Origin of the sequence: Agrobacterium cavarae, assembly GCF_004310285.1 — a bacterium.
GTDB classification, from domain to species: Bacteria; Pseudomonadota; Alphaproteobacteria; order Rhizobiales; family Rhizobiaceae; genus Agrobacterium; species Agrobacterium cavarae.
In genome coordinates, this window is the sequence record NZ_SISF01000034.1 from 111,070 (window position 1) to 132,102 (window position 21,033).

A 21,033-nucleotide genomic window follows, 5' to 3' on the forward strand; every position below is an offset into this window, starting at 1 on the left:
AGGTGCGAGTGAAAAAATGAGTACAAAGAGGCAACGTGTTGAGGTCGCTGGTTCTGCGCGATTGAAGGTGGCGAAGGGCTTCGTTCCCTGGCCGGTCAGCGCTGTTGCTGGTCTGCCTTAAGGATGCTTCAGATTGGTTGGTTCACATCCAAACTGCTTGCTCGCGGTCAGCACACCATTGCTCTTTTTGGCACTAGGTGCTTGAAAGACCTGTTGTGGGTGCTATTGTAAGCACTCTCAACAGGTTTGGAGATGTCGTATGGCACATGTTGTTTTGGCTGAAATGACGGCCAGCGTATCGGAGCTGAAAAAAAACCCTATGGGAACGGTCGCAGCTGGCGAGGGTGCCGCCGTCGCCATCTTGAACCGCAACGAGCCGGCTTTCTATTGCGTACCTGCCAAGGTCTACGAGGCCATGATGGAACGGCTTGACGACATTGAGCTCAATAGGCTCGCCGATGCCCGGACGGATGACAAGGTTATCAGGGTCAAGCTCAGTGAGCTATGAACTCGGCTTCGTAGAGGCCGCCTTGAAGGAATGGCAAAAGCTCGACAGCAATACGCGCGAGCATTTCAAGAAGAAGCTGGCCGAACGGTTGGAAAACCCGCGCGTCCCTTCCGCAAAGCTTTCAGGACATCAGGACCGTTACAAGATCAAACTGCGTGGTGCCGGATACAGGCTGGTCTATGAAGTGAGAGACAAAGAGGTTCTGGTTCTTGTCGTTGCTGTCGGGCGGCGGGATCGCGGTCAAGTCTATAAGCTTGCAGAAAAGAGGTAGTGCCATGATCACGCGTCCCGCAACGATAGATGATGCCGAGGGAATGGCGGCGGTGCAGAACGAGATTTTTGCGGCGGGGCTGCGCAAGACGCCGACGGATGTCGAGACTGTCACGAACACCTATATTTCGGACCCCGACCGGATTGCTTGCACTGTTGCGGTGGATGAGAACGGGCGCATTCTCGGCTTCCAGTCGTTGAAGCTCGCCACCGCCGCCGGCAATCCATACGGCGTTGCAGAAGGCTGGGGCATTATCGGCACGCATGTCAGCCCGTTTGCGGCACGAAAGGGTGCCGGTAAGGCGCTGTTCAGGGCAACACTCGAGGCTGCGGAGGCCTTCGGTCTGAAGGATATCGACGCCAGTATTGGCGCCGATAATGATATGGGGCAGGCCTATTACGAAGCCATCGGGTTTCGCACCTATCGCACGACGGACGATCGTGTCTGCAAGGCATATAGACTCGGGTGACGCTTATCTGTCGTCACTCGAGCCAGAATCGGTTCAGGATGTTGCGGCGGTTTTTCTTCGCTGTCCGAGTTTCTGCACCGCGAGATCCAGGAAAAGCATGACGATCAGGCTCGCGCCGACCAGCGGAAAGATGATCCCGCCCACTGCGAGCATAGCGGCAAGCCCGTAAAGCGTGCCTTTGCTTTGCGGCATGGGTGGAACACCGAGCGAGCCCTTCGGGCGGCGCTTCCACCACATGACGCCGCCGGACACGGCGAGCAGGATGATGGCGAGGCAGGCAAGCGCCAGCACGATCTGGTTCGCAAGGCCGAATTGTTGGCCCATATGCACATTGATGCCCCATTCCAGCCCGCGGCCAAGCGGCCCGTAATCGGCGTAGCGCATGTCGATGAGCGGCTTCCCGCTGTATTGATCCAGATGGATGACCCGCTGTTTGGAAAGGTCATCAGGGTAAACCGATCCGCTGTAGACGCCCTCCGGCTTTGTCGGGAGCGCCACTGCATAACCGGCTGCGAGGCCGAGTTCATCTAAGCGCGCGACGGCCTTGTCGATACCGATGGGGGTTGGCATCTGGTCGGCGTGATCGGGGGACATGCCTGTGTGGTCCATGGGCATGGCGGGCGAGGGCTCCATGTGCTGACCATGATCGTGACCTTCGGAGGTCGGTATCTTTGCCTGCTCCAGCGACCATGAGGTTTTCGACACATCGTTGAGCCTGTCGCCCGACATTGGCACATCGACACGCACGCCTGCCGGATAACCGAAATTGTTGCCATTGGCCCATTCATTGACCTTCGCGCCCCAGACGCCGGACCACGGCATGCCGGTGATGGCGAGGAAAACGATGAACGCGCCGACGAAGATGCCGGTAACGGCGTGCATATCCCGCCAGAAGACCCGCTTCTTCGGCGTGCCGCGAACCGACACCACGCCGCCGGTCTGGTTGCGCGGCCACCAGAGATAGATGCCGGTGGCGACCAGCAGGATCGACCAGCCAGCGGCGATCTCGATCAGGTAGCGGGCATAGGTGCCGAAATATTTGAGGCTGTGGAGGGTGCGGATCGTCCACATGACGGTGCCGCGATCCGGCAGGGAGCCGAGGACTTCTCCCGTATAGCCATTCACATAGACGGCGCGCTTGCCATCCGGCGTGCTGACGGTGACTTCCGTTGAGGCGCCGGGATCGGCGGGTTTGGTGAGTTTGACGGCGGTGCCAGTTACAGCCGCCACAGCGTTGGCGATGATGGTGGAGGGTAGGGCAGCGCTTGCGTTCTCCACCATGTCCACCCGCTTCAGGTTGGAGTGGATGGCATTATCCAGCTCATCCTTGAAGAGATAAAGCCCGCCGGTGATGGCGAGCGTGATCAGGAATGGCAGGACGAAGAGACCGGCGTAAAAATGCCAGCGCCAGACGGCGCGATAGAGATTGAGCGATGACGGCGCGCTCACGCGTTCACCCAGGGAGGTGCTGCTGATGGACATTATTGGCTCCGCAAACGGTGCAGGCAGTCGCATCTATCCTGTCGGCGACGTACCCGCTGGAGATTTCAACACAGAGGTCGGATCGCAAAAATCGCCGTGAGCATTTGAGGCAATTTCGGTGCGATACGCCCGTGGCCAGCAAGGAGGCTGATTGTGCTCCGCGCCTTCCCCTGTTCGGGAGAAGGGCGCCGGATCATGCGTGAGACAAAGATGGAGGGCCGCGTGGCTGCTGCTCGCGCGTTGGCGGCGTAGCGATCTTGTTCTCAGTCCAGCGCCACAAGGTGACGTGAACATGCGGAACGATGCGCCCGGCGATCTCTGTCGGGCTTGCGAGCAGGGCGGTAAAGGATGTGGAGGCAAGGCGGCAGAGGGTGCCGCAGCAGCTATTGGCGAGCTTCTCCGCAGGCGATTGCTTCTGCGTACCGGCATCCGGCATATGAGCGGCACAGATGATGTCATCGGCCGCAAGCGCCGTGGCCGCCATGCTGCCATGGGCAACGCCATTCGCAAGGCCCTGCAGCAGAAAAAGCAGCAGGGCCAGCACTGCGACAGCGCCAGCCGAACTGCGATCCTGCATGATCCTGCGAATAAGCTTCATGGCAAATCCAGTGGCACAGTTTCGCCACGATGTCACTGCGACAAAGGCGGCAGGGGAATGCGTGTGGCAGGGGAATACGTGTCTCAGGCCTGTGCGGGCGGGTTAATGTCGGCTGGCCACGCCAAATCCATCAGAAATCAAGCGCCCCTTGGCTTTCTTACGATTATATGTAGGGGCGGAAACATGACACAGGTTCAGTCTGAAGTTCGCGATCGATTGCGCTCGCATATCGATCAGGTGATGGAATGAGATCACTCCGTTTGACTGCTGCGACGCATCTTTGGGTATCACCATTCCGGCAGAGGCGGAGCAGATCACGAGATTTGCCTCTCTCTGACAGACGTTTGTAAGTGATCCGGCCGCTGGTTACATCGATGTAGATGGGATCGGGTTGTGCGGCGAACTCGCGCACTATTATGTCCAGGTTCATCTTAGCGCCGCGGTCGGCAGCGTAGATGGCTAGAACCAGCGCATGAGACTGTTTTTTGGCGGACCTGCCACTGCGTGGGTCGGGTCCAGGTGGATCCAAGAGCCCGATTAAGAACTCGCTTGAGAGTCTTTCTAGCGCGGCAGGGTCACCCTGCTTGGCCTTTCGCCAGGCGTCATTCCAAATCATACCACATGACTCTGCCAGTATTGCCCTATCGGTGCACCCAGCGAGCGGACCTAGCAATAATGGATAAAGAAAAGGGAGCGTGAGGAAAGCGGAACGTCCCCTTTTTGAGTCGTGCCGGACTTTCATTCTGCCACCGTTCCATTATTCGCCGCTTTGCGCCAGCGATGAGCGAGTTCGTAGGCCGCGTCGATATTTTCGCGCCATCGGGGTAGGTCTAAGAGGGAAAATTGCACAGTTAGGCCGAGGTTTTCCATACTCCACCACACGTGACCGAAACAGATAGGGTTTGGCACGCGCTCGGCCTTAGCGCACTGCAAGATTACCGACGGCTCGCTGCCGGAGAAAAAGTGATCAAATGGTGCTTCCTCTGATCCGTCATAGTAATTGAGGTCATATTTCGTGCCAGAGAACTCGGCACCGAGGTTCTTCTTGGTGTTTTCAAGGCGCTCCGCTGGGAGACGGTCTCTCAGTGGAGACGTGGAAAGAGGCAACCATGGGTTTTCGATTGAAGCAATGACGATGAAATCGCCATCCTCCGGCATCTTCCTTCCATTCTCGCAGAAGCGCGAGGACGCTATTGAGAGCGTGTCCCTTTCTGGCCAGCGCAATGTCGGCATCCAGAAGGCGTAGCTGATCCCTGTACCCATACGCTTTTCACTAGCACCCGGCGTTGCAGGCGTGATGTCCTCCAAAGGGGCACCATACCACGGGCTTAGGTGGCCCAGCGGCACTTTGAGCCAAGTTCCTGACGCGTTGAAGAAGTATTCTTTGGATAGCTCGCGACCCCGGTAATCCCTTTGATTGATCGGATTGCTCGGCTTGATTGATGGCGGGCAAGTAACGTTATCCGCGTAGGCGAGGGAAAAAAAAGTTAGTGTTGCCGCTAGGCACAAGAGACCGAACTTCACTGCCATCGCGTTGCGCTTCTTCGCCTTGTTGTTGATCGCGCTGTTTGGACCGCCCTTGCGCCCTCGCTTCAGCGATTCTCCACCTTCGCCGAAGTCTGGTCAAGCCGCATTCAACCTGTGAGCCTCACCCCTGAAACCGCTTCGAGTTCCAACGTCACCGTTGTCGATTCACTGCTCGGCGCAGGTGACAACAGTATCGGCGCGTGGTGTTTCGTCTGCGTAGACGGTGAGGGCAGGTCTCTCAGGCTAAATGCATCGCATTGGCGAGCAATCCTGCGCCAATGCTACTGCCTTGGCACGGATTACAAATTGTCCATGTCGGCAAAATGCCGCCATTCTGCACGTTTTTTGCCCGAATTGACGGGGATTCTGCTGCTCTCGATAGTTGGCAGGAGTGGCAGGCATGGCTCCGTTTTCTCCAACGATGGCGGCGATCCGCTATGGTTACGGTCTTGCGCCGGACCAGATACTCAGCCGAAACACGGACGATCTGCTGGTGCAGCTCGTGGATGCGCCTTTGAAGGAAAGCTTCTTTCCAATTGGCGGTGCTTTTGATGCGCGGCAAAGGGCAGACGACCTCGCCAAGGGGTTTGAGGCGCTGAAGATCGCCAAGAAAGACAATGATGCCGAGACTGATCGCGCGGCGCGCCAGCAATTGCAGCGCAAGGCGGAGCAGAGCTTTCAACGCGATAGTCTTGCCCGGGTGCTTCAGGCGGCCTTCTCATCCTATGGGTTTCACGAGAGGCTTTCGGCCTTCTGGTTCGACCACTTCTCCGTCAATGCGCACAAATCCTTCCCGATGCGGATGATCACGCCGCTCTATGAGGTCGAAGCCATTCGCCCACATCTTGCGGGATCGTTTCGCGATCTGTTGCAGGCATCGGTTCTGCATCCGGCCATGCTGATCTATCTCGATCAGGCGCAATCGACTGGCCCGCAATCGGCAGCGGCGACAAATCGAAAGAAGGGTCTGAATGAAAATCTCGGGCGCGAGTTGATCGAGCTGCACACGATGGGTGCGGGCAGCGGTTATACGCAAACCGATGTGCGCTCTGCGGCGCTGGTGCTGACGGGCATGACCGTGGACGATCATTACGAGATGATGTTTCGCCCCCGCATGGCAGAACCTGGAGAGATCAAGGTGCTCGGCGTCAACTACGGTGGCGACCCGCGATCGGCTGATGACTGTCTCGTCATGCTGGATGATCTGGCAAGCCGCCCGGAAACGGCGCAGCATATCTGCCGCAAACTCGTGGCCCACTTCATCGCCGACAATCCGCCGCCGGATGTGATTGCCGCGATGGTCAAAGAGTGGAAGGCGAGCGACGGCAATCTGGCGAAGGTCTATGCCGCCATGCTCAACCATCCGCGCGCCTGGCAGGAGCCCGGTGCCAAGATGAAGCTGCCTTTCGACTATGTCGTCTCCGGACTTCGCGCTTTTGGCATCACCAGGAAGAATTGGCGCGAGCGCATGTCTCCGGATGGTGATGATAGCTACACGCCCTTCGATACGCCTGTCGCGGCTGCGGCCAAGCAGGCATTGAAGAGCGCAAGCGATGACATGGCGCCCGCCATGCAAGGCGACGGCGCGCAGATGGCGATGGAGAAGCCGACTGCGGAAATGAAAGCAGCGATGCCCTCCGATCCGGCGCAACTGCCGAAGCCGAAGGCCAGTCTTGCCCGGACGTTGACGGTGGCAGCCCTTCGCCGCATGGGCCAGCCGGTGTGGCAGCCCCCGAGCCCCGCGGGCTTCGAGGAGGGCGTTGCCTCGTGGCTTTCGCCCAGCCAGATGAGCGAGCGCATTCTCTGGGCGCGGAAGGCATCCGGCGCGCTCGGCAAGGATATGGAGCCGAAAAAGCTTCTTGAAGTGTCGCTGGCCGATCAGGCGCGCGACGACACGATCCGTGTGGTTGGGCGCCGAACCGGGTCAGTGGTTTGACGCTGGCGCTGTCTTCCCCCGAATTTAACAGGAGATAGGACATGGCCTTCTCTCAGGATATGATGTTGAGCCGCCGCGGCTTCTTGATGACCGCTTGCTGTGCGGCCGCTGTGCCAGCTTTCTCTCCGGTCAGCTTTGCCGCAATGCCGGGCGAGAACCGCTTCGTGACGATCGTTCTGCGTGGTGCGATGGACGGGCTCGATCTGGTGCAGCCCTATGGCGATCCCGCCTTTGCCCAGTTTCGCCCCACATTGGCGCTGAAGCCCGATGACGGTCTGATCGATCTCGACGGGCATTTCGGCCTGAACCCTGCGGCAGAGGCGCTGATGCCGATGTGGCAGGCGAAGGAATTGGCCTTCGTCCATGCGGTCTCAACGCCCTATCGCGACCAGCGCAGCCATTTCGATGGACAGGACATGCTCGAAAGCGGCGCGGAGGCGGTGCATGGCGAACGCACCGGCTGGCTGAACCGGGCGCTGTCTGCCATCCCGCGATCTGAAGATCGCAAGGCAATCGATATCAACACATCGATGGAGCTCATTCTATCGGGGCCGAACGAGGCGGATGTCTGGGCTTCCAGTTCCAACATGACCATGGCGGCCGATGAAGTCGGTTTCTTCAAGCGGCTCTATGCCAATGACGCGGAGTTCAGCCGGGTGCTGGCCGAAGCGCTGCGCACCGATATGGCGGCGGAGCAATTGTTTCAGGATGAGAAGCGCGGGCAGGGCATTCGCGATATTGCCAAGCTTGCTGGCGGCATGCTGCGCGAGGACTATCGTATCGCCAGCTTTTCTGTCGATGGCTGGGACACGCATGCGGGACAGAAGGCGCAGTTTGCCCGCACCGTGAAGGATCTGACCATTGCGTTGACGACGCTGAAAGATGCGCTTGGGCCTGATGTGTGGAAGAAGACAACGATCCTCGCAATGACGGAATTTGGCCGCACCGCGAGGGAGAATGGTACTGGTGGAACCGACCACGGCACGGGCGGCGTCGCCATTCTTGCAGGCGGCGGCATTCAGGGTGGTCGTGTTCTGGGCAAATGGCCGGGCCTGGGTGACGGCAAGTTGCTGGACGATCGCGACCTGATGCCGACGGGCGACGTGCGCGAAGTTGCTGCCGCCATGCTCTATCGTCAATTCGATGTCGGTAGCGAAGCCCTGACCAATGGTATTTTTCCGGGACTGTCTTTCGACAGGTCGTCGGCCTACCTCAAGATATGAGCGGCGTTCGATCGGATCAGGGGTCTCTACTCTTTTTCGAGAAAGCGTTGGAACGCCTTCAGCGTCTTTTCGCTGACATGGTGCTCAATTCCTTCGGCATCGGCCCGTGCCGTGTCCGGATCGACGCCAAGCCGGCATAGGAACGCTTCGACGATCTCGTGGCGCCGTCTCGTCTGCTCGGCCAATTGCTGGCCATCTTCTGTGAGGAAGATGCCGCGATAGCGCCGCTGCGTGATCAGTCCTTCTTCAGCAAGGCGCTTCAGCATCTTGGCGGCGGTTGGCTGCTTGACGCCGAGACGTTGGGCAATATCGATCTGACGTGCCTCACCGGAATGCTCGATCAGGTCAGCGATCAGCTCGACATAGTCTTCCATGAGTTCGCTGCGACGTGCCTCCCGGCTTTTCTGAAAAGCTTCGGCATGCGTTTCCACCTCGGTGGAAGACAGTCGGCTTTCATGGGGGATGGGCTGCTTCATCGGTCGAGACTCTTCACGCTTCCGTTCTTTGTTTTGTCGCGTGTCGTTATCGCAAACCGGTGAGCACTTTTGCGCGACATGCTTTGAAGCGTGTCGCGATCCTTCAGATTCGCGCCTTACGCTTTCGTTCTTTGTTCTGTCGCATCTCGTCATCGCAAAACCGCTGCACACTTTTGCGCGAGATGCTTTATGATCATCTCATATAGCCTGTGAATTTCCAGAGTATTGATGAAATGCTCTCAGCCCAGGCCTGGGACCGGAACGCCGAAGGTCTGAAGCAGCAGCACTGCGTTGAGGCACAGGATGATGACGGTGCCTACGATCGCTGCGATGTCGAGCAACCGCTTGTTGGCGAAGCTGCCCATGATCGCGGGATTGCGGGTGAACATGACGAGCGCGATCATTGGAATCGGTAGGGCGAAGGACAGCACGACCTGGCTGTAGACCAGCGCATCGGTGGTGTTGACGCCCATCAGCACGACGACAAATGCCGGCAGCATGGTAACAAGGCGGCGCAGCCAGATCGGGATATGGAAACCGACGAAACCTTGCATGATCATCTGCCCCGCCATGGTGCCGACGGCGGAAGACGACATGCCCGAGGCCATCAGTGAAATGAGGAATACCATGGCCGCGGCTCCGCCCAGCAACGGCGTAAGCGTGTGATAGGCGGTTTCGATCTCGGCGACATCCGTATGGCCGGCATGGAAAGCCGCCGCCGCCATGATCACCATCGCCATGTTGACCATCCCTGCGACGGCAAGGGCGATGACGCATTCCCAGTTGGAAAAGCGCAGGAGTGTCTTTCGCTCGGCGTCGTTGCGGGCCGTGGCACGATGCTGTGTGAGGCCCGAATGGAGATAGAGCGCGTGGGGCATGACCGTCGCTCCGATAATGCCGACCGAGATCGTCAGCGCCGCTGCATCCGGCATGGAGGGGGTGATCACGCCAAGACCGGCTGCGGCCCAGTCAACCGGTGCGATGAACATCTCGATGACATAGCAAATGCCGATAACGGAGACCAAAGCCCCGATGATCAGCTCCATGGGGCGGAAACCGCGCCCATCGAAGAGAAGAATACCATAGGTGACGACGGCCGTGACCGCCATGCCGGCAAGCAGCGGCATGCCGAAGAGCAATGACAGACCGATCGCACCGCCAAGGAACTCCGCCAGATCGGTCGCCATGGCTGCGATTTCGCTGACGAGCCACATGACGATTCTGACGGGTGTCGAGAACTGGTCGTGGCACATCTCCGCGAGATTGCGACCCGTGACGATGCCGAGTTTCGCCGACAGGGCCTGGAACATCATGGCGATCAGATTCGCCATCAGCACGACCCATAGCAGCGAATAGCCATAGCCGGAGCCCGCCTGGATGTTCGTCGCGAAATTGCCAGGGTCCATATAGGCGATTGAGGCGACGACAGCCGGTCCAGCAAAGAGCAGCAGCGAGCCGACACCGCGCCGCTGTCCGGTCAGAACTTCTCGTATTTTTGTATCGGTTCGTTCCGACAGGGTCGGTCGCGTCACTGTGTCCGTCATCAGGCTCTCCACGTCGCTGCACTGCAACATAGCAAAGGCTAATTCTCTGTCAATGAGCTATGATTGGGAGATGAGGCGAATTGAAAACATCGTCCCTTCGGGCTCGATAGCGAGTCTCCGAAAGGACGATGCGAAGATCGGCAATGGGCTGATAAGGCGTGCCGGGAAGCGAGATCGAGCTATCCCGTGCCTATCCCAACATGGCCCGAGGGCGGCAGTGGGTCTCAGACCTCGATAGTTTCGACCGAATTCAGCGGCGGAAGCGGCGTTGGCGTGCCGTTTTCATCCATGGCAACCATGATAAAGGTGCCAGCCGTGACCTTCTCCAGCTTGTCGTAGCGTGAGCGCTGCGCCCATGCCTCGACGCAAAGGGTGATCGAGGTGCGCCCGGTGCGGGTAATATCGGTATAGATCGACAGCGTGTCACCGATCTTGACGGGAAGCTCAAAGGCCATTTCCTTTACCGCCGCCGTCACCACGCGACAGCGCGCCCGTTCGGCAGCACGAATGCCGCTTGCCAAGTCCATCTGAGACATGACCCAGCCCCCAAAAATATCCCCTGCCGGGTTGGCATCGGCAGGCATCGCCAGCGTGCGAAGTGTCAGTTCACCGGTGGGCTTGGGGGCTTGGTTCATCGGGTTGTCTCTCCATGGCTGTTCGAAGTCTTGCGATTCTAAGGTCGAAGGAGCTTACAACATGTCGCGTGAAAAGGAGCACCGCTTTTGTTGTATCGATAACTGTGCATGGAAGGGAGTCACGCTCTAAATCCAGACGTCGTTCTTTGCTGTTCTCTCATGCGTCTGCTCTCCGGTATTGAGGACGCCTCTCGGCTCGATCAGGAGCAGTTTGACTTCCTCTTCGGCAAAGGGTTTGTGCTCGACGCCCTTTTTCACCACGAACATCTCTCCGGCCTGCAGCGTGACCTCTCCGTCACGAAAATCAATGCGAAGTTTGCCTTCCAGAACAATGAAGGTCTCGTCGGTGTCGGCGTGGTGATGCCATATGAAGTCGCCCTGCAGACGCGCGATCTTGAACTGATAGTCGTTCATTTCCGCAACGACGCGGGGTTGCCAGCGTTCTGTCAACAGATCGAATTTTTCGGGGAAGCGAATGGGTGCGTAGGTCTTGGTCATGGTGGTCTTCCTTGTTGAAGGTCGACCCTAGCCACAGAGGCCCTGTACGTCTTGAACGATCTTGCAGCCCTACCGCGCCTCTCGTGTCAACGTGAGCCACCGTCCCGGCGAGACGCCGAAGGCCTTTGAGAACTGGCGCGTCATATGGCTCTGGTCGGCAAAGCCTGCCGAGAACGCGGCATCCGCCAGGCCGGACCCGTCACGCAACATTGTCTTCACGGCAGCCAGACGCCGCATCGTGAGGTAGCGATAGGGGCTCGTGCCGAAGAGAACGCGAAAGTCGCGCGACAGGCTCCACCGGTCTTGACCACAGATGGTTTCAAGTTGTTCGAGCGTCACGGCCTCCGGTCTTTCGGCAAGATATTGCCGGGCGATCTCTGCGGCGGCGTAGTTCACGAGCCTTCGCTGACGGAGGGAGACACGGTTGGCTGCAGCCTCAAGGGCGTTGGCCAGTTCGAAGAGAGCGTCTTCGTATTCGAACGGCTCGATCGGATCGTCTACGTCGCGCAGGATTCGGCTTGCCACTGAAAGCAGCCTGAGATCTGCCGATATGCCACCCTGGATGAAGGGAAGTGGACGTCCACCGAGCACGGCCTGGATCTCGGACGGTTCCACATAGGCGATGCGGTAATGAAATCCGTCATCCGTCCCCGCCTGCCCATCATGTGGCTCATCCGGGTGCAGCACAATCGTTCCGCCAGGAAGGCTGTTGCACACAGCGCCACGATACCGAAAGCTCTGGACGCCGGACAGCGTACAGCCAATCGCATATGTGTCGTGACGATGCATGTCATAGCCGCGCCCGGCAAAGAAGGCCTCGATCCGTTCGGGACCAGCCGCGTCAGTGGCGCGACTTATCCAGCCTTGGCGATCGCGTGTCCGGTGACGCAACAGCGATCCATGCCCACCATCTTTGCTCGCTCCGCTTGGCAGTCTCTCACGCCTTCGTCAAAAACTGCCGCGTTGCATAAAGCGCAATGGCGGCCGCATTCGAGACGTTGAGCGACTTGATTTCGCCGGGCATGTCGAGGCGCGCCAGATGCGTGACCGTTTCGCGCGTCTTCTGGCGCAGGCCTTTGCCTTCTGCACCGAGAACCAAGGCAATCTTGTCGCCGCTGAAGGTCTGCTCGATGGGCGCGGGGCCTTCGGAGTCGAGGCCGATGGAGGTGAAGCCGAGCTTGTGTAGTTCACCCAGCGCATCGGCGAGATTGGTGATCTGGATATAGGGGATCATTTCCAGCGCGCCGGAGGCGGATTTTGCCAGCACGCCGGATTCGGTCGGGCTGTGGCGCATGGTGGTGATCAGGGCCCCAGCGTTAAAGGCGACGGCCGAGCGCATGATGGCGCCGACATTGTGCGGATCGGTGACCTGATCGAGAACCAGGATCAGCGGGCTGTCCTTCAGGGCCGAAAGCTTGCGAACCGGCAGCGGCCGGGTTTCCAGCATCACGCCCTGGTGGATGGCATCAGGGCTAAGAACCTTATCGATGTCCTGCGGCGCAACCATCTCGACCGGGAAGGGCTGGGCGGCGGCCTCGCCGATTTCCAGTCGAGCGAAAGCGTTTTGCGTCACGGACAGCTTGATGATCTGCCGTTCCTTATTCGCAAGGGCGGCGCGAACCGTGTGCAGGCCATAAAGATAGACCTGATCGGCGCCAAGCTGCGGCGGCTTCCAGTCATCTGCGCCCTTGTTGCGGCGCTTTTGCTGCGGCGGCGTGGGGATTTCTCCGCGCTCACGCTTACCGTCGCGCACTGCGCGTCGGAGGTTGGCATAGTGCGTGTCGCGGGTGGATTTGTCTTTGGGATCGTCTTTGCTCATGTCGCCTTATATCGCTACCGGGTCATCCGCACCAGTCCCCACCGCCTGAGCTGGCGCCATCCACAGGGCTTTGACACTGCTCGAATTTTTTCCTGAATTTTCGACACGCATCGTGTTGACAGAACGATGAAGGGCCGTCATATACGCGGCCACAGACGACGAACGGCGCAGCGCCGAACGGACATCTGGACTAAGCTTGGTCGCTTGATCCTCGCAGAATACTGGAGGGATGCCCGAGTGGTTAAAGGGGACGGACTGTAAATCCGTTGGCTCAGCCTACGTTGGTTCAAATCCAACTCCCTCCACCATTCTGCACGGATCGAAATCACCGCCGCGGGTATAGCTCAATGGTAGAGCAGCAGCCTTCCAAGCTGAATACGCGGGTTCGATTCCCGCTACCCGCTCCAAACACGCTTCCCCTACATAGATTTTGTTCGATTGCAGATGACGTCGATGGTTTGCGTTGAGGCGTTCTGCGATTCGATTTTCTATCAGGAGACATCGTCTGCCTGATTCCCACAGCAGCACTGAACGGATGATCCCAACCCTTCGCAGCCTGTCGTCCATGCCTGACTTCGAAGAGGTCACGGTGGAGCGCCCCGAGTGGGGTCTATCCTCCTTGGAATTTCAAGGTCTGAGGCAATGTGAGGAGAGTGTGTGACTCGACGTCTCCTTAGCTACTCCGGCAGGTGTAGAGGCTTTCGGATTAGACGTGCTGCTCGAGATTCGCTGTTCGGGTGCAAGAACTGCGGCGCTGCCAGGATATAGAGGACTCTTTCGAGCGCTTGGACAAACGTACGTCTGGCTGGGATGGGCTGCGGTCTTGCCAAAGGCCGCAGCATTTTCTTCGGGGGTTTAGCTCGCGGTGTAGTAGACGAACTGCGCAACCAACGCGGCCAACAGCATGAAGGTGAGTGCTGCGCCAATCTTTAACTGTCGAGAGCGCCGTGTACGGCCGCCGGACCAGTCATAGGCCATGGGTTCAGACATCCTTTTGGTTATTCGTTATGTCTAAAGTAGTGGTCTTCTATGCTTGCGTGAAGCTGACGGCAATCACCAGAAGGGACAGGCGAGTTCTTTGGCTTGTTTTAGAGCCACTTTACGCGGCCGCGAAGAATCAACTTGGCGGATACAGTCCTGGTCTCCTTCGCTTTCGATGGAGATGAGAAGCCCGAGAGATTCGGTTTCGGGCTCCTTGTTATTATTGAGAGAGCGGTCCTGCTCGGTTAGCTGAAGTAGGGCTGGACGTAAGGCCAGACTTCGACAGCGCCATGATAGAGCATGTTGAGCGCGACGTAGACGATGACGGCGAGGCCGACATAGGAAATCCAGCGATAGCGGTGGAGCAGCTTGGCAACGAAGTTTGCGGCAAGGCCCATCAGCGCGATCGACACGACCAGACCGATGATGAGGACGGTGACATGGTCCTGTGCGGCACCGGCAACGGCCAGAACATTGTCCAGCGACATGGAGACGTCGGCAATGACGATCTGGGTGGCGGCTTGGAAGAACGTCTTGTGACCCTTGGTCAGATCGGCTTCCGCATCGGTGACCGTGTCTCCTGCAGACGCGTTTTGTTCGCGAAGTTCGCTCCACATCTTCCAGCACACCCAGACGAGCAGGAGCCCGCCGAAAAGCTGGAGGCCGACGATTGCAAGCAACTGAACTGTGAGCGCCGCAAAGGCGATGCGCAGCACGGTTGCGGCGATGATGCCGACGAGGATCGCCTTGCGGCGCAGATGAGCAGGAAGGCCTGCGGCGGCCAGACCGATGACGATGGCGTTATCACCTGCGAGAACCAGGTCGATCGCGATAACCTGTAGAAAGGCGGTGAAGCCAGCTGCTGTAAAGATTTCCATTCTATATCCCGAAGCGTAGGCAAGGGGCCGCGCGAAAAGCGACGCCGAAGTGATGTGTGAAGAGCGCTAGAGCCTGTTTCAATCGCCGTTTCCCCCTGGCGATTTCGGCTGGCAATATGACAGGAATTGGATCGAGGTAAAGAGTAACGGCCCTTCAGCCGCGTCACGGGCCCCTTAAAGTGGTTGATAACGCGGTGAAACATCCCCATATGCCGGCAATCGCGCTGCTTTTGGCTGCCGATTCCACGCGTCGACAATTAAGTCTTGCGCATTCGGTTACAAAGCCTTAAACGGCGACACCAAACCGGTTCGCCGGGAAAACTACTTCACGTTCACAGGAAGCAATTCACATGGCAAAGAGCAAGTTTGAGCGGAATAAGCCGCACGTCAACATCGGCACGATCGGTCACGTTGACCACGGCAAGACGTCTTTGACTGCCGCGATCACGAAGTACTTCGGCGAGTTCAAGGCGTATGACCAGATCGACGCGGCTCCTGAAGAGAAGGCTCGTGGTATCACGATTTCGACGGCGCACGTTGAGTATGAGACGCCGAACCGTCACTACGCTCACGTTGACTGCCCCGGCCACGCCGACTACGTGAAGAACATGATCACCGGTGCTGCGCAGATGGACGGCGCGATCCTGGTTTGCTCTGCTGCTGACGGCCCGATGCCGCAGACGCGCGAGCACATCCTGCTTGCTCGCCAGGTTGGCGTTCCGGCGATCGTCGTGTTCCTCAACAAGGTCGACCAGGTTGACGACGCAGAACTTCTGGAGCTCGTCGAGCTTGAAGTTCGCGAACTTCTGTCGTCCTACGACTTCCCAGGCGACGACATTCCGATCGTCAAGGGTTCGGCACTTGCTGCTCTTGAAGATTCCGACAAGAAGATCGGCGAAGACGCCATCCGCGAGCTGATGGCTCAGGTTGACGCCTACATCCCGACGCCTGAGCGTCCGATCGACCAGCCGTTCCTGATGCCGATCGAAGACGTGTTCTCGATCTCTGGTCGTGGTACGGTTGTGACCGGCCGCGTCGAGCGTGGTATCGTCAAGGTTGGTGAAGAAGTCGAAATCGTCGGCATTCGTGCGACGTCGAAGACGACTGTTACCGGCGTTGAAATGTTCCGCAAGCTGCTCGATCAGGGCCAGGCTGGCGACAACATCGGTGCACTGGTTCGTGGCGTACAGCGCGATGGCGTTGAGCGTGGTCAGATCCTTTGCAAGCCAGGTTCGGTCAAGCCGCACAAGAAGTTCATGGCAGAAGCCTACATCCTGACGAAGGAAGAAGGCGGCCGTCATACGCCGTTCTTCACGAACTACCGTCCGCAGTTCTACTTCCGTACGACTGACGTTACCGGTATCGTTTCGCTTCCAGAAGGCACGGAAATGGTTATGCCTGGCGACAACGTCACGGTTGAAGTCGAGCTGATCGTTCCGATCGCGATGGAAGAAAAGCTGCGCTTCGCTATCCGCGAAGGCGGCCGTACCGTCGGCGCCGGCATCGTTGCCTCGATCATCGAGTAATCTCGACGTTTGAAAGTTCTCTCTGACGGCGGTGTAAAACACCGCCGTCAGTTGTTTGATGAAAAAGCGTATCGGCGCTGCACTTTTAGTGCTTGAAAATTTCGGTGAAAGCGCGTAAACGCGCACTCACGTTCACCGCTGGATTCGCAATGCGTTGCGAAGCCGGGTGATTTCGCAATACAGACTACTGAAATGATTGGGGTGCGCTCTTCGCATTCCTCTCGATTTTTGAAAATCTGCGGCGCCACGATTAACTAGGTTCATGTATTTCCGCGTGCGGAAATCAATAATAAAGAACAAGGACAAGACGAATGAACGGCCAGAATATCCGTATCCGCCTCAAGGCGTTTGACCACCGGATCCTCGATGCCTCCACCCGTGAAATCGTGTCGACCGCCAAGCGCACCGGCGCCAGCGTTCGCGGCCCGGTTCCGCTGCCGACCCGCATTGAAAAATTTACTGTCAACCGCTCCCCCCACGTGGACAAGAAGAGCCGTGAGCAGTTCGAAATGCGGACGCACAAGCGTCTTCTCGACATCGTTGACCCCACCCCGCAGACTGTTGACGCGCTGATGAAGCTCGACCTCGCTGCTGGCGTTGACGTGGAAATCAAGCTCTAAGACCTCGGCCTGACCTTGCGAAAGTAAGGGCCGATATAACAAGGAAGGTACGTGGAGCAATCCAACGTCTTCCAATCCGGAGACCGGAAACATCGTGAGATGTCGAAGGGAACTCCCTAACAAAGGCCGAGCAAGGGTTTTCCCTTCAAGGCTCGCAAGAGGATTGAACCAATGCGTTCAGGTGTGATTGCACAGAAAGTGGGAATGACCCGCGTCTACAACGACGCTGGTGAGCATATTCCCGTAACGGTCCTGCGTATGGACAACGTACAAGTCGTTGCCCAGCGTACGGAAGACAAGAATGGCTATACCGCAGTTCAGCTCGGTGCCGGCCAGTCCAAGGTCAAGAACACGACAAAGGCGCTTCGCGGCCATTTTGCTGCTGCCAATGTCGAGCCGAAAGCAAAGCTCGTCGAATTCAAGGTCTCCAGCGAGAACCTGATCGACGTCGGTGCAACACTGACCGCAAATCATTTTCAAGCCGGCCAACTGGTCGACGTCACCGGAACAACGATCGGTAAGGGTTTTGCCGGTTCGATGAAGCGTCACAACTTCGGTGGTGGCCGCGCATCGCACGGTAACTCGATCTCTCACCGTGCGCACGGTTCGACGGGTTCCAACCAGGATCCTGGTCGCGTGTGGAAGGGTAAGCGCATGGCTGGTCATATGGGCCAGACCCGCGTCACCACCCAGAATCTGGAAGTGGTTTCGACCGATGAGGATCGCGGTTTGATCCTCGTGAAGGGCGCCGTTCCCGGTTCCAAGGGTTCCTGGATCATCGTCCGCGACGCCGTCAAGTCGGCTGCGAAGTAAGGGAGCCTTATCATGGAATTGAACGTCACAACCCTCGAGGGAAAAGACGCCGGCAAGGTAGCCCTGTCGGACGCAATCTTCGGCCTCGATCCACGCCAGGACATCCTGGCCCGCGTTGTGCGCTGGCAGCTTGCTAAGAAGCAGCAGGGCACGCACAAGACCAAGAACCGTTCGGAAGTTTCCCGCACGGGTGCAAAGATGTACAAGCAGAAGGGTACGGGCCGCGCTCGTCACCATTCGGCTCGCGCACCGCAGTTCCGCGGCGGCGGCAAGGCCCACGGCCCAGTCGTTCGCAGCCACGCTCACGACCTTCCCAAGAAGGTTCGCGCGCTCGGCCTGCGTCTCGCCCTGTCTGCAAAGGCAAAGGCTGAAGAACTGATCATCGTCGATCAGCTGATTGCATCGGACGCAAAGACAAAGGCTCTGCTGGGCAACTTCGCTTCGCTCGGCCTGACCAACGCTCTCGTTATCGGCGGCGCAGAACTTGATGGCAACTTCAAGCTCGCAGCTCAGAACATCCCGAATGTGGACGTTCTGCCGGTACAGGGCATCAATGTTTACGACATCCTGCGCCGTGGCAAGCTCGTGCTTTCCAAGGCTGCTGTAGAGGCTCTGGAGGAGCGGTTCAAATGACGGATCTTCGCCACTACGATGTGATCGTATCTCCCTCGATCACGGAAAAGTCGACGCTGGTATCCGAACAGAACCAGGTCGTATTCAACGTCGCCAAGGACGCTTCCAAGCCTGAAATCAAGGCTGCCGTGGAAGCTCTCTTCGGCGTCAAGGTCACGGGTGTGAACACGCTTATCCGCAAGGGTAAGACGCGCCGTTTCCGTGGATTCGCTGGCAAGCAGAAGGACGTCAAGAAGGCGATCGTGACACTTGCTGAAGGTCAATCCATCGACGTGTCCACCGGACTCTAAAGGTTAGGCCCAAGCGGGCAAAGACCCAAAAGGGAACAAATACAATGGCATTGAAAAGTTTCAATCCGACCACACCTAGCCAGCGTCAGCTGGTTATTGTGGACCGTGCTTCGCTCTACAAGGGCAAGCCGGTAAAGGCTCTTACACAGGGCCTCAGCTCGAAGGGTGGCCGTAACAACCAGGGCCGGATCACCGTTCGTTTCCAGGGCGGCGGTCACAAGCGGACCTACCGTCTGGTTGACTTCAAGCGTCGTAAGTTCGACGTTGAAGGTACGGTTGAACGTCTGGAATATGACCCTAACCGCACCGCATTCATCGCGCTCGTGACATACACGGACGGCGAACAGGCTTACATTCTCGCGCCACAGCGTCTTGCTGCCGGTGACAAGGTGATCGCCTCCGACAAGGCAGTGGACGTAAAGCCCGGCAACACCATGCCGCTGCAGTTCATTCCGGTCGGCTCGATCATCCATAACGTCGAGATGAAGCCGGGCAAGGGCGGTCAGATCGCTCGCTCCGCCGGTACCTATGCACAGCTCGTTGGCCGCGATGCCGGTATGGCGATCCTGCGTCTCAACTCCGGTGAACAGCGTCTGGTGCACGGCTCCTGCCTCGCATCGATCGGCGCTGTTTCCAACGCTGACCACGGCAACATCAACGACGGCAAGGCCGGTCGTTCGCGTTGGCGCGGCAAGCGTCCGCATGTTCGCGGCGTTGTCATGAACCCGGTCGACCACCCGCACGGTGGTGGTGAAGGTCGCACGTCCGGTGGTCGTCATCCTGTGACGCCATGGGGCAAGCCTACCAAGGGCAAGCGTACCCGCTCGAACAAGTCGACTGACAAGTTCATCATGCGTTCGCGCCATCAGCGCAAGAAGTAAGAGAGGAAGTCTCAAGTGGCTCGTTCAGTATGGAAAGGTCCGTTTGTTGACGGCTATCTTCTCGCTAAGGCTGAGAAGGTGCGCGCAGGCGGACGCAGTGAAGTAATCAAGATCTGGAGCCGTCGCTCCACGATCCTGCCGCAGTTCGTTGGTCTGACCTTCGGCGTTTACAACGGCAGCAAGCATGTGCCCGTCTCTGTCAACGAAGACATGGTCGGTCACAAGTTCGGTGAATTCTCTCCGACCCGGACCTATTACGGTCATGGCGCGGACAAGAAGGCAAAGAGGAAGTAATCATGGCGAAGGCTAAGACCGAACGCCGGCTGAAGGACAACGAGGCTCAGGCCGTTGCCCGTACGCTTCGCGTCAGCCCCCAGAAACTGAACCTGGTTGCCGCTCTTATCCGTGGCAAGAAGGTTGATCGCGCTCTCGCCGAGCTCGAGTTCTCGCGCAAGCGTATCGCTTCCACCGTCAAGAAGACGCTGGAATCGGCTATCGCGAACGCCGAAAACAACCATGACCTCGACGTCGACGCTCTCGTCGTCGCCGAGGCCTATGTTGGCAAGTCCATCACCATGAAGCGTTTCCACGCTCGTGGCCGTGGTCGTGCATCGCGCATCGAAAAGCCGTTCTCGCACCTCACGATCGTTGTTCGTGAAGCCGAGGAAAAAGGGGAGGCCGCATAATGGGTCAGAAAATCAATCCAATCGGCTTCCGCCTGGGCATCAACCGTACGTGGGACAGCCGTTGGTACGCTGACACTTCCGAGTACGGCAACCTCCTGCATGAAGACCTTGCTATCCGTGCCTACCTCGTGAAGGAACTGAAGCAGGCCGGTATTGCAAAGGTGGTTATCGAGCGCCCACACAAGAAGTGCCGCGTTACGATCCACTCCGCTCGTCCGGGCCTCATCATCGGCAAGAAGGGCGCTGACATCGAGAAGCTTCGCAAGAAGATCTCCGAGATGACCAGCTCCGAAACGCACCTCAACATCGTTGAAGTGCGCAAGCCGGAAGTCGACGCAACGCTCGTTGCGCAGTCGATCGCCCAGCAGCTGGAACGCCGCGTGGCTTTCCGTCGCGCCATGAAGCGCGCCGTACAGTCCGCTCTGCGCCTTGGCGCAGAAGGCATCAAGATCACCTGCGCAGGCCGTCTCGGCGGCGCGGAAATCGCTCGTACCGAATGGTACCGCGAAGGCCGCGTTCCGCTTCACACGCTGCGTGCAGACATCGACTACGGTACGGCTGAAGCCGAAACCGCATTCGGCATCTGCGGCATCAAGGTCTGGATCTTCAAGGGCGAAATCCTTGAGCACGATCCTATGGCGTCCGAGCGTCGTGCGCTCGAAGGCGATGCTCAGGGTCCTGCAAGCCGTGAGCGTGGCGATCGCAACGATCGTCGTCGCGAAAACGCTTGATTGACGCT

25 protein-coding genes and 2 tRNA genes are annotated in these 21,033 nt (G+C 58.3%); 16 read left to right on the forward strand and 11 right to left on the reverse strand.

The genetic code is table 11. The features are described 5' to 3' along the window. Positions 1 to 259: 259 nt before the first annotated feature. Genes EYC79_RS21350 through EYC79_RS21360 form a run of 3 tightly spaced genes read left to right on the forward strand, consistent with a single transcriptional unit; the run spans position 260 to position 1,248 of the window. The gene (locus tag EYC79_RS21350) at positions 260 to 508 is read left to right on the forward strand and encodes a type II toxin-antitoxin system Phd/YefM family antitoxin (protein ID WP_112360163.1); all 249 of its coding nucleotides are present in this window, start codon (positions 260 to 262) and stop codon (positions 506 to 508) included. Further along, positions 498 to 779, forward strand: a complete 282-nt coding sequence (locus EYC79_RS21355) for a type II toxin-antitoxin system RelE family toxin (protein WP_112360162.1) — start codon at positions 498 to 500, stop codon at positions 777 to 779. Before EYC79_RS21350 ends, EYC79_RS21355 begins: the two co-directional genes overlap by 11 nt. Before the next feature lie 4 nt (positions 780 to 783). Then, the gene (locus tag EYC79_RS21360; RefSeq protein ID WP_245495337.1) at positions 784 to 1,248 is read left to right on the forward strand and encodes a GNAT family N-acetyltransferase; all 465 of its coding nucleotides are present in this window, start codon (positions 784 to 786) and stop codon (positions 1,246 to 1,248) included. Positions 1,249 to 1,281: 33 nt separating this feature from the next. Here the strand turns inward: EYC79_RS21360 and EYC79_RS21365 are convergent, their stop codons facing one another. From EYC79_RS21365 to EYC79_RS21375, 3 genes are all read right to left on the reverse strand, one after another. Then, complete coding sequence (locus tag EYC79_RS21365) at positions 1,282 to 2,730, reverse strand: PepSY-associated TM helix domain-containing protein (RefSeq protein WP_112360161.1); 1,449 nt, start codon at positions 2,728 to 2,730, stop codon at positions 1,282 to 1,284. A gap of 193 nt (positions 2,731 to 2,923) precedes the next feature. After that, a complete protein-coding gene (locus EYC79_RS21370) occupies positions 2,924 to 3,328 on the reverse strand; it encodes a DUF2946 domain-containing protein (protein WP_112360160.1) in 405 nt (134 codons plus the stop codon). A 738-nt stretch (positions 3,329 to 4,066) separates the two neighbouring features. After that, positions 4,067 to 4,858: a hypothetical protein gene (locus tag EYC79_RS21375; protein WP_130979455.1), complete on the reverse strand. Its 792-nt coding sequence runs from the start codon at positions 4,856 to 4,858 to the stop codon at positions 4,067 to 4,069. A gap of 397 nt (positions 4,859 to 5,255) precedes the next feature. Between EYC79_RS21375 and EYC79_RS21380 the strand changes: the two genes are divergently transcribed. Next, positions 5,256 to 6,791 (forward strand): DUF1800 domain-containing protein, encoded by a 1,536-nt coding sequence (locus EYC79_RS21380; protein WP_245495338.1) that lies wholly within the window; start codon positions 5,256 to 5,258, stop codon positions 6,789 to 6,791. A gap of 41 nt (positions 6,792 to 6,832) precedes the next feature. Next, positions 6,833 to 8,014 (forward strand): DUF1501 domain-containing protein, encoded by a 1,182-nt coding sequence (locus EYC79_RS21385; RefSeq protein WP_130979456.1) that lies wholly within the window; start codon positions 6,833 to 6,835, stop codon positions 8,012 to 8,014. Between the two features lie 26 nt (positions 8,015 to 8,040). Here EYC79_RS21385 and mntR read toward each other — a convergent pair whose 3' ends face one another. From mntR to rlmB, 6 genes are all read right to left on the reverse strand, one after another. Further along, a complete protein-coding gene (mntR, locus tag EYC79_RS21390) occupies positions 8,041 to 8,490 on the reverse strand; it encodes a manganese-binding transcriptional regulator MntR (RefSeq protein ID WP_062440736.1) in 450 nt (149 codons plus the stop codon). A 239-nt stretch (positions 8,491 to 8,729) separates the two neighbouring features. Further along, on the reverse strand, positions 8,730 to 10,034 hold the full coding sequence (locus tag EYC79_RS21395) for an Nramp family divalent metal transporter (protein WP_130979457.1): 1,305 nt from the start codon (positions 10,032 to 10,034) through the stop codon (positions 8,730 to 8,732). Positions 10,035 to 10,258: 224 nt separating this feature from the next. Next, positions 10,259 to 10,669 (reverse strand): acyl-CoA thioesterase, encoded by a 411-nt coding sequence (locus tag EYC79_RS21400; RefSeq protein ID WP_062598528.1) that lies wholly within the window; start codon positions 10,667 to 10,669, stop codon positions 10,259 to 10,261. 126 nt (positions 10,670 to 10,795) lie between these two features. Further along, the gene (locus EYC79_RS21405; protein ID WP_130979458.1) at positions 10,796 to 11,167 is read right to left on the reverse strand and encodes a cupin domain-containing protein; all 372 of its coding nucleotides are present in this window, start codon (positions 11,165 to 11,167) and stop codon (positions 10,796 to 10,798) included. 69 nt (positions 11,168 to 11,236) lie between these two features. Continuing rightward, positions 11,237 to 12,058, reverse strand: coding sequence for an AraC family transcriptional regulator (locus tag EYC79_RS21410; protein ID WP_245495339.1), 822 nt, complete (start codon positions 12,056 to 12,058; stop codon positions 11,237 to 11,239). Positions 12,059 to 12,104: 46 nt separating this feature from the next. Beyond that, positions 12,105 to 12,986 (reverse strand): 23S rRNA (guanosine(2251)-2'-O)-methyltransferase RlmB, encoded by an 882-nt coding sequence (rlmB, locus tag EYC79_RS21415; protein WP_130979459.1) that lies wholly within the window; start codon positions 12,984 to 12,986, stop codon positions 12,105 to 12,107. Positions 12,987 to 13,209: 223 nt separating this feature from the next. On the opposite strand from rlmB, the gene EYC79_RS21420 reads away from it, so the two are divergent. Then, positions 13,210 to 13,294: transfer RNA gene (locus tag EYC79_RS21420), tRNA-Tyr, on the forward strand. Between the two features lie 25 nt (positions 13,295 to 13,319). Continuing rightward, a tRNA-Gly gene (locus tag EYC79_RS21425) sits at positions 13,320 to 13,393 on the forward strand. Positions 13,394 to 13,841: 448 nt separating this feature from the next. On the opposite strand, the gene EYC79_RS23945 is transcribed toward EYC79_RS21425, so the two are convergent. Continuing rightward, entirely contained in the window at positions 13,842 to 13,976 is a 135-nt protein-coding gene (locus tag EYC79_RS23945) for a hypothetical protein (protein WP_272865792.1), read from the reverse strand. A 236-nt stretch (positions 13,977 to 14,212) separates the two neighbouring features. After that, entirely contained in the window at positions 14,213 to 14,845 is a 633-nt protein-coding gene (locus EYC79_RS21430; RefSeq protein ID WP_062426609.1) for a TerC family protein, read from the reverse strand. Positions 14,846 to 15,195: 350 nt separating this feature from the next. Here EYC79_RS21430 and tuf point away from each other — a divergent pair, with 350 nt between their 5' ends. From tuf to rpsC, 9 genes are all read left to right on the forward strand, one after another. After that, complete coding sequence (tuf, locus tag EYC79_RS21435; RefSeq protein WP_111851116.1) at positions 15,196 to 16,371, forward strand: elongation factor Tu; 1,176 nt, start codon at positions 15,196 to 15,198, stop codon at positions 16,369 to 16,371. Between the two features lie 311 nt (positions 16,372 to 16,682). Next, positions 16,683 to 16,991, forward strand: a complete 309-nt coding sequence (rpsJ, locus tag EYC79_RS21440) for a 30S ribosomal protein S10 (RefSeq protein ID WP_003507767.1) — start codon at positions 16,683 to 16,685, stop codon at positions 16,989 to 16,991. A 171-nt stretch (positions 16,992 to 17,162) separates the two neighbouring features. After that, on the forward strand, positions 17,163 to 17,804 hold the full coding sequence (rplC, locus tag EYC79_RS21445; RefSeq protein WP_062427536.1) for a 50S ribosomal protein L3: 642 nt from the start codon (positions 17,163 to 17,165) through the stop codon (positions 17,802 to 17,804). A 12-nt stretch (positions 17,805 to 17,816) separates the two neighbouring features. Next, positions 17,817 to 18,437, forward strand: a complete 621-nt coding sequence (rplD, locus tag EYC79_RS21450) for a 50S ribosomal protein L4 (protein WP_062427535.1) — start codon at positions 17,817 to 17,819, stop codon at positions 18,435 to 18,437. After that, positions 18,434 to 18,727 (forward strand): 50S ribosomal protein L23, encoded by a 294-nt coding sequence (locus EYC79_RS21455; protein ID WP_027677427.1) that lies wholly within the window; start codon positions 18,434 to 18,436, stop codon positions 18,725 to 18,727. Before rplD ends, EYC79_RS21455 begins: the two co-directional genes overlap by 4 nt. 44 nt (positions 18,728 to 18,771) lie before the next feature. Beyond that, positions 18,772 to 19,608: a 50S ribosomal protein L2 gene (gene rplB, locus EYC79_RS21460; protein ID WP_062427534.1), complete on the forward strand. Its 837-nt coding sequence runs from the start codon at positions 18,772 to 18,774 to the stop codon at positions 19,606 to 19,608. Positions 19,609 to 19,623: 15 nt separating this feature from the next. Beyond that, complete coding sequence (gene rpsS, locus EYC79_RS21465; protein WP_027677425.1) at positions 19,624 to 19,902, forward strand: 30S ribosomal protein S19; 279 nt, start codon at positions 19,624 to 19,626, stop codon at positions 19,900 to 19,902. 2 nt (positions 19,903 to 19,904) lie between these two features. Then, complete coding sequence (gene rplV, locus EYC79_RS21470) at positions 19,905 to 20,294, forward strand: 50S ribosomal protein L22 (protein WP_062427533.1); 390 nt, start codon at positions 19,905 to 19,907, stop codon at positions 20,292 to 20,294. After that, a complete protein-coding gene (gene rpsC, locus EYC79_RS21475) occupies positions 20,294 to 21,025 on the forward strand; it encodes a 30S ribosomal protein S3 (RefSeq protein ID WP_062427532.1) in 732 nt (243 codons plus the stop codon). The genes rplV and rpsC overlap by 1 nt, the downstream gene beginning before the upstream one ends. Positions 21,026 to 21,033 lie beyond the last annotated feature (8 nt).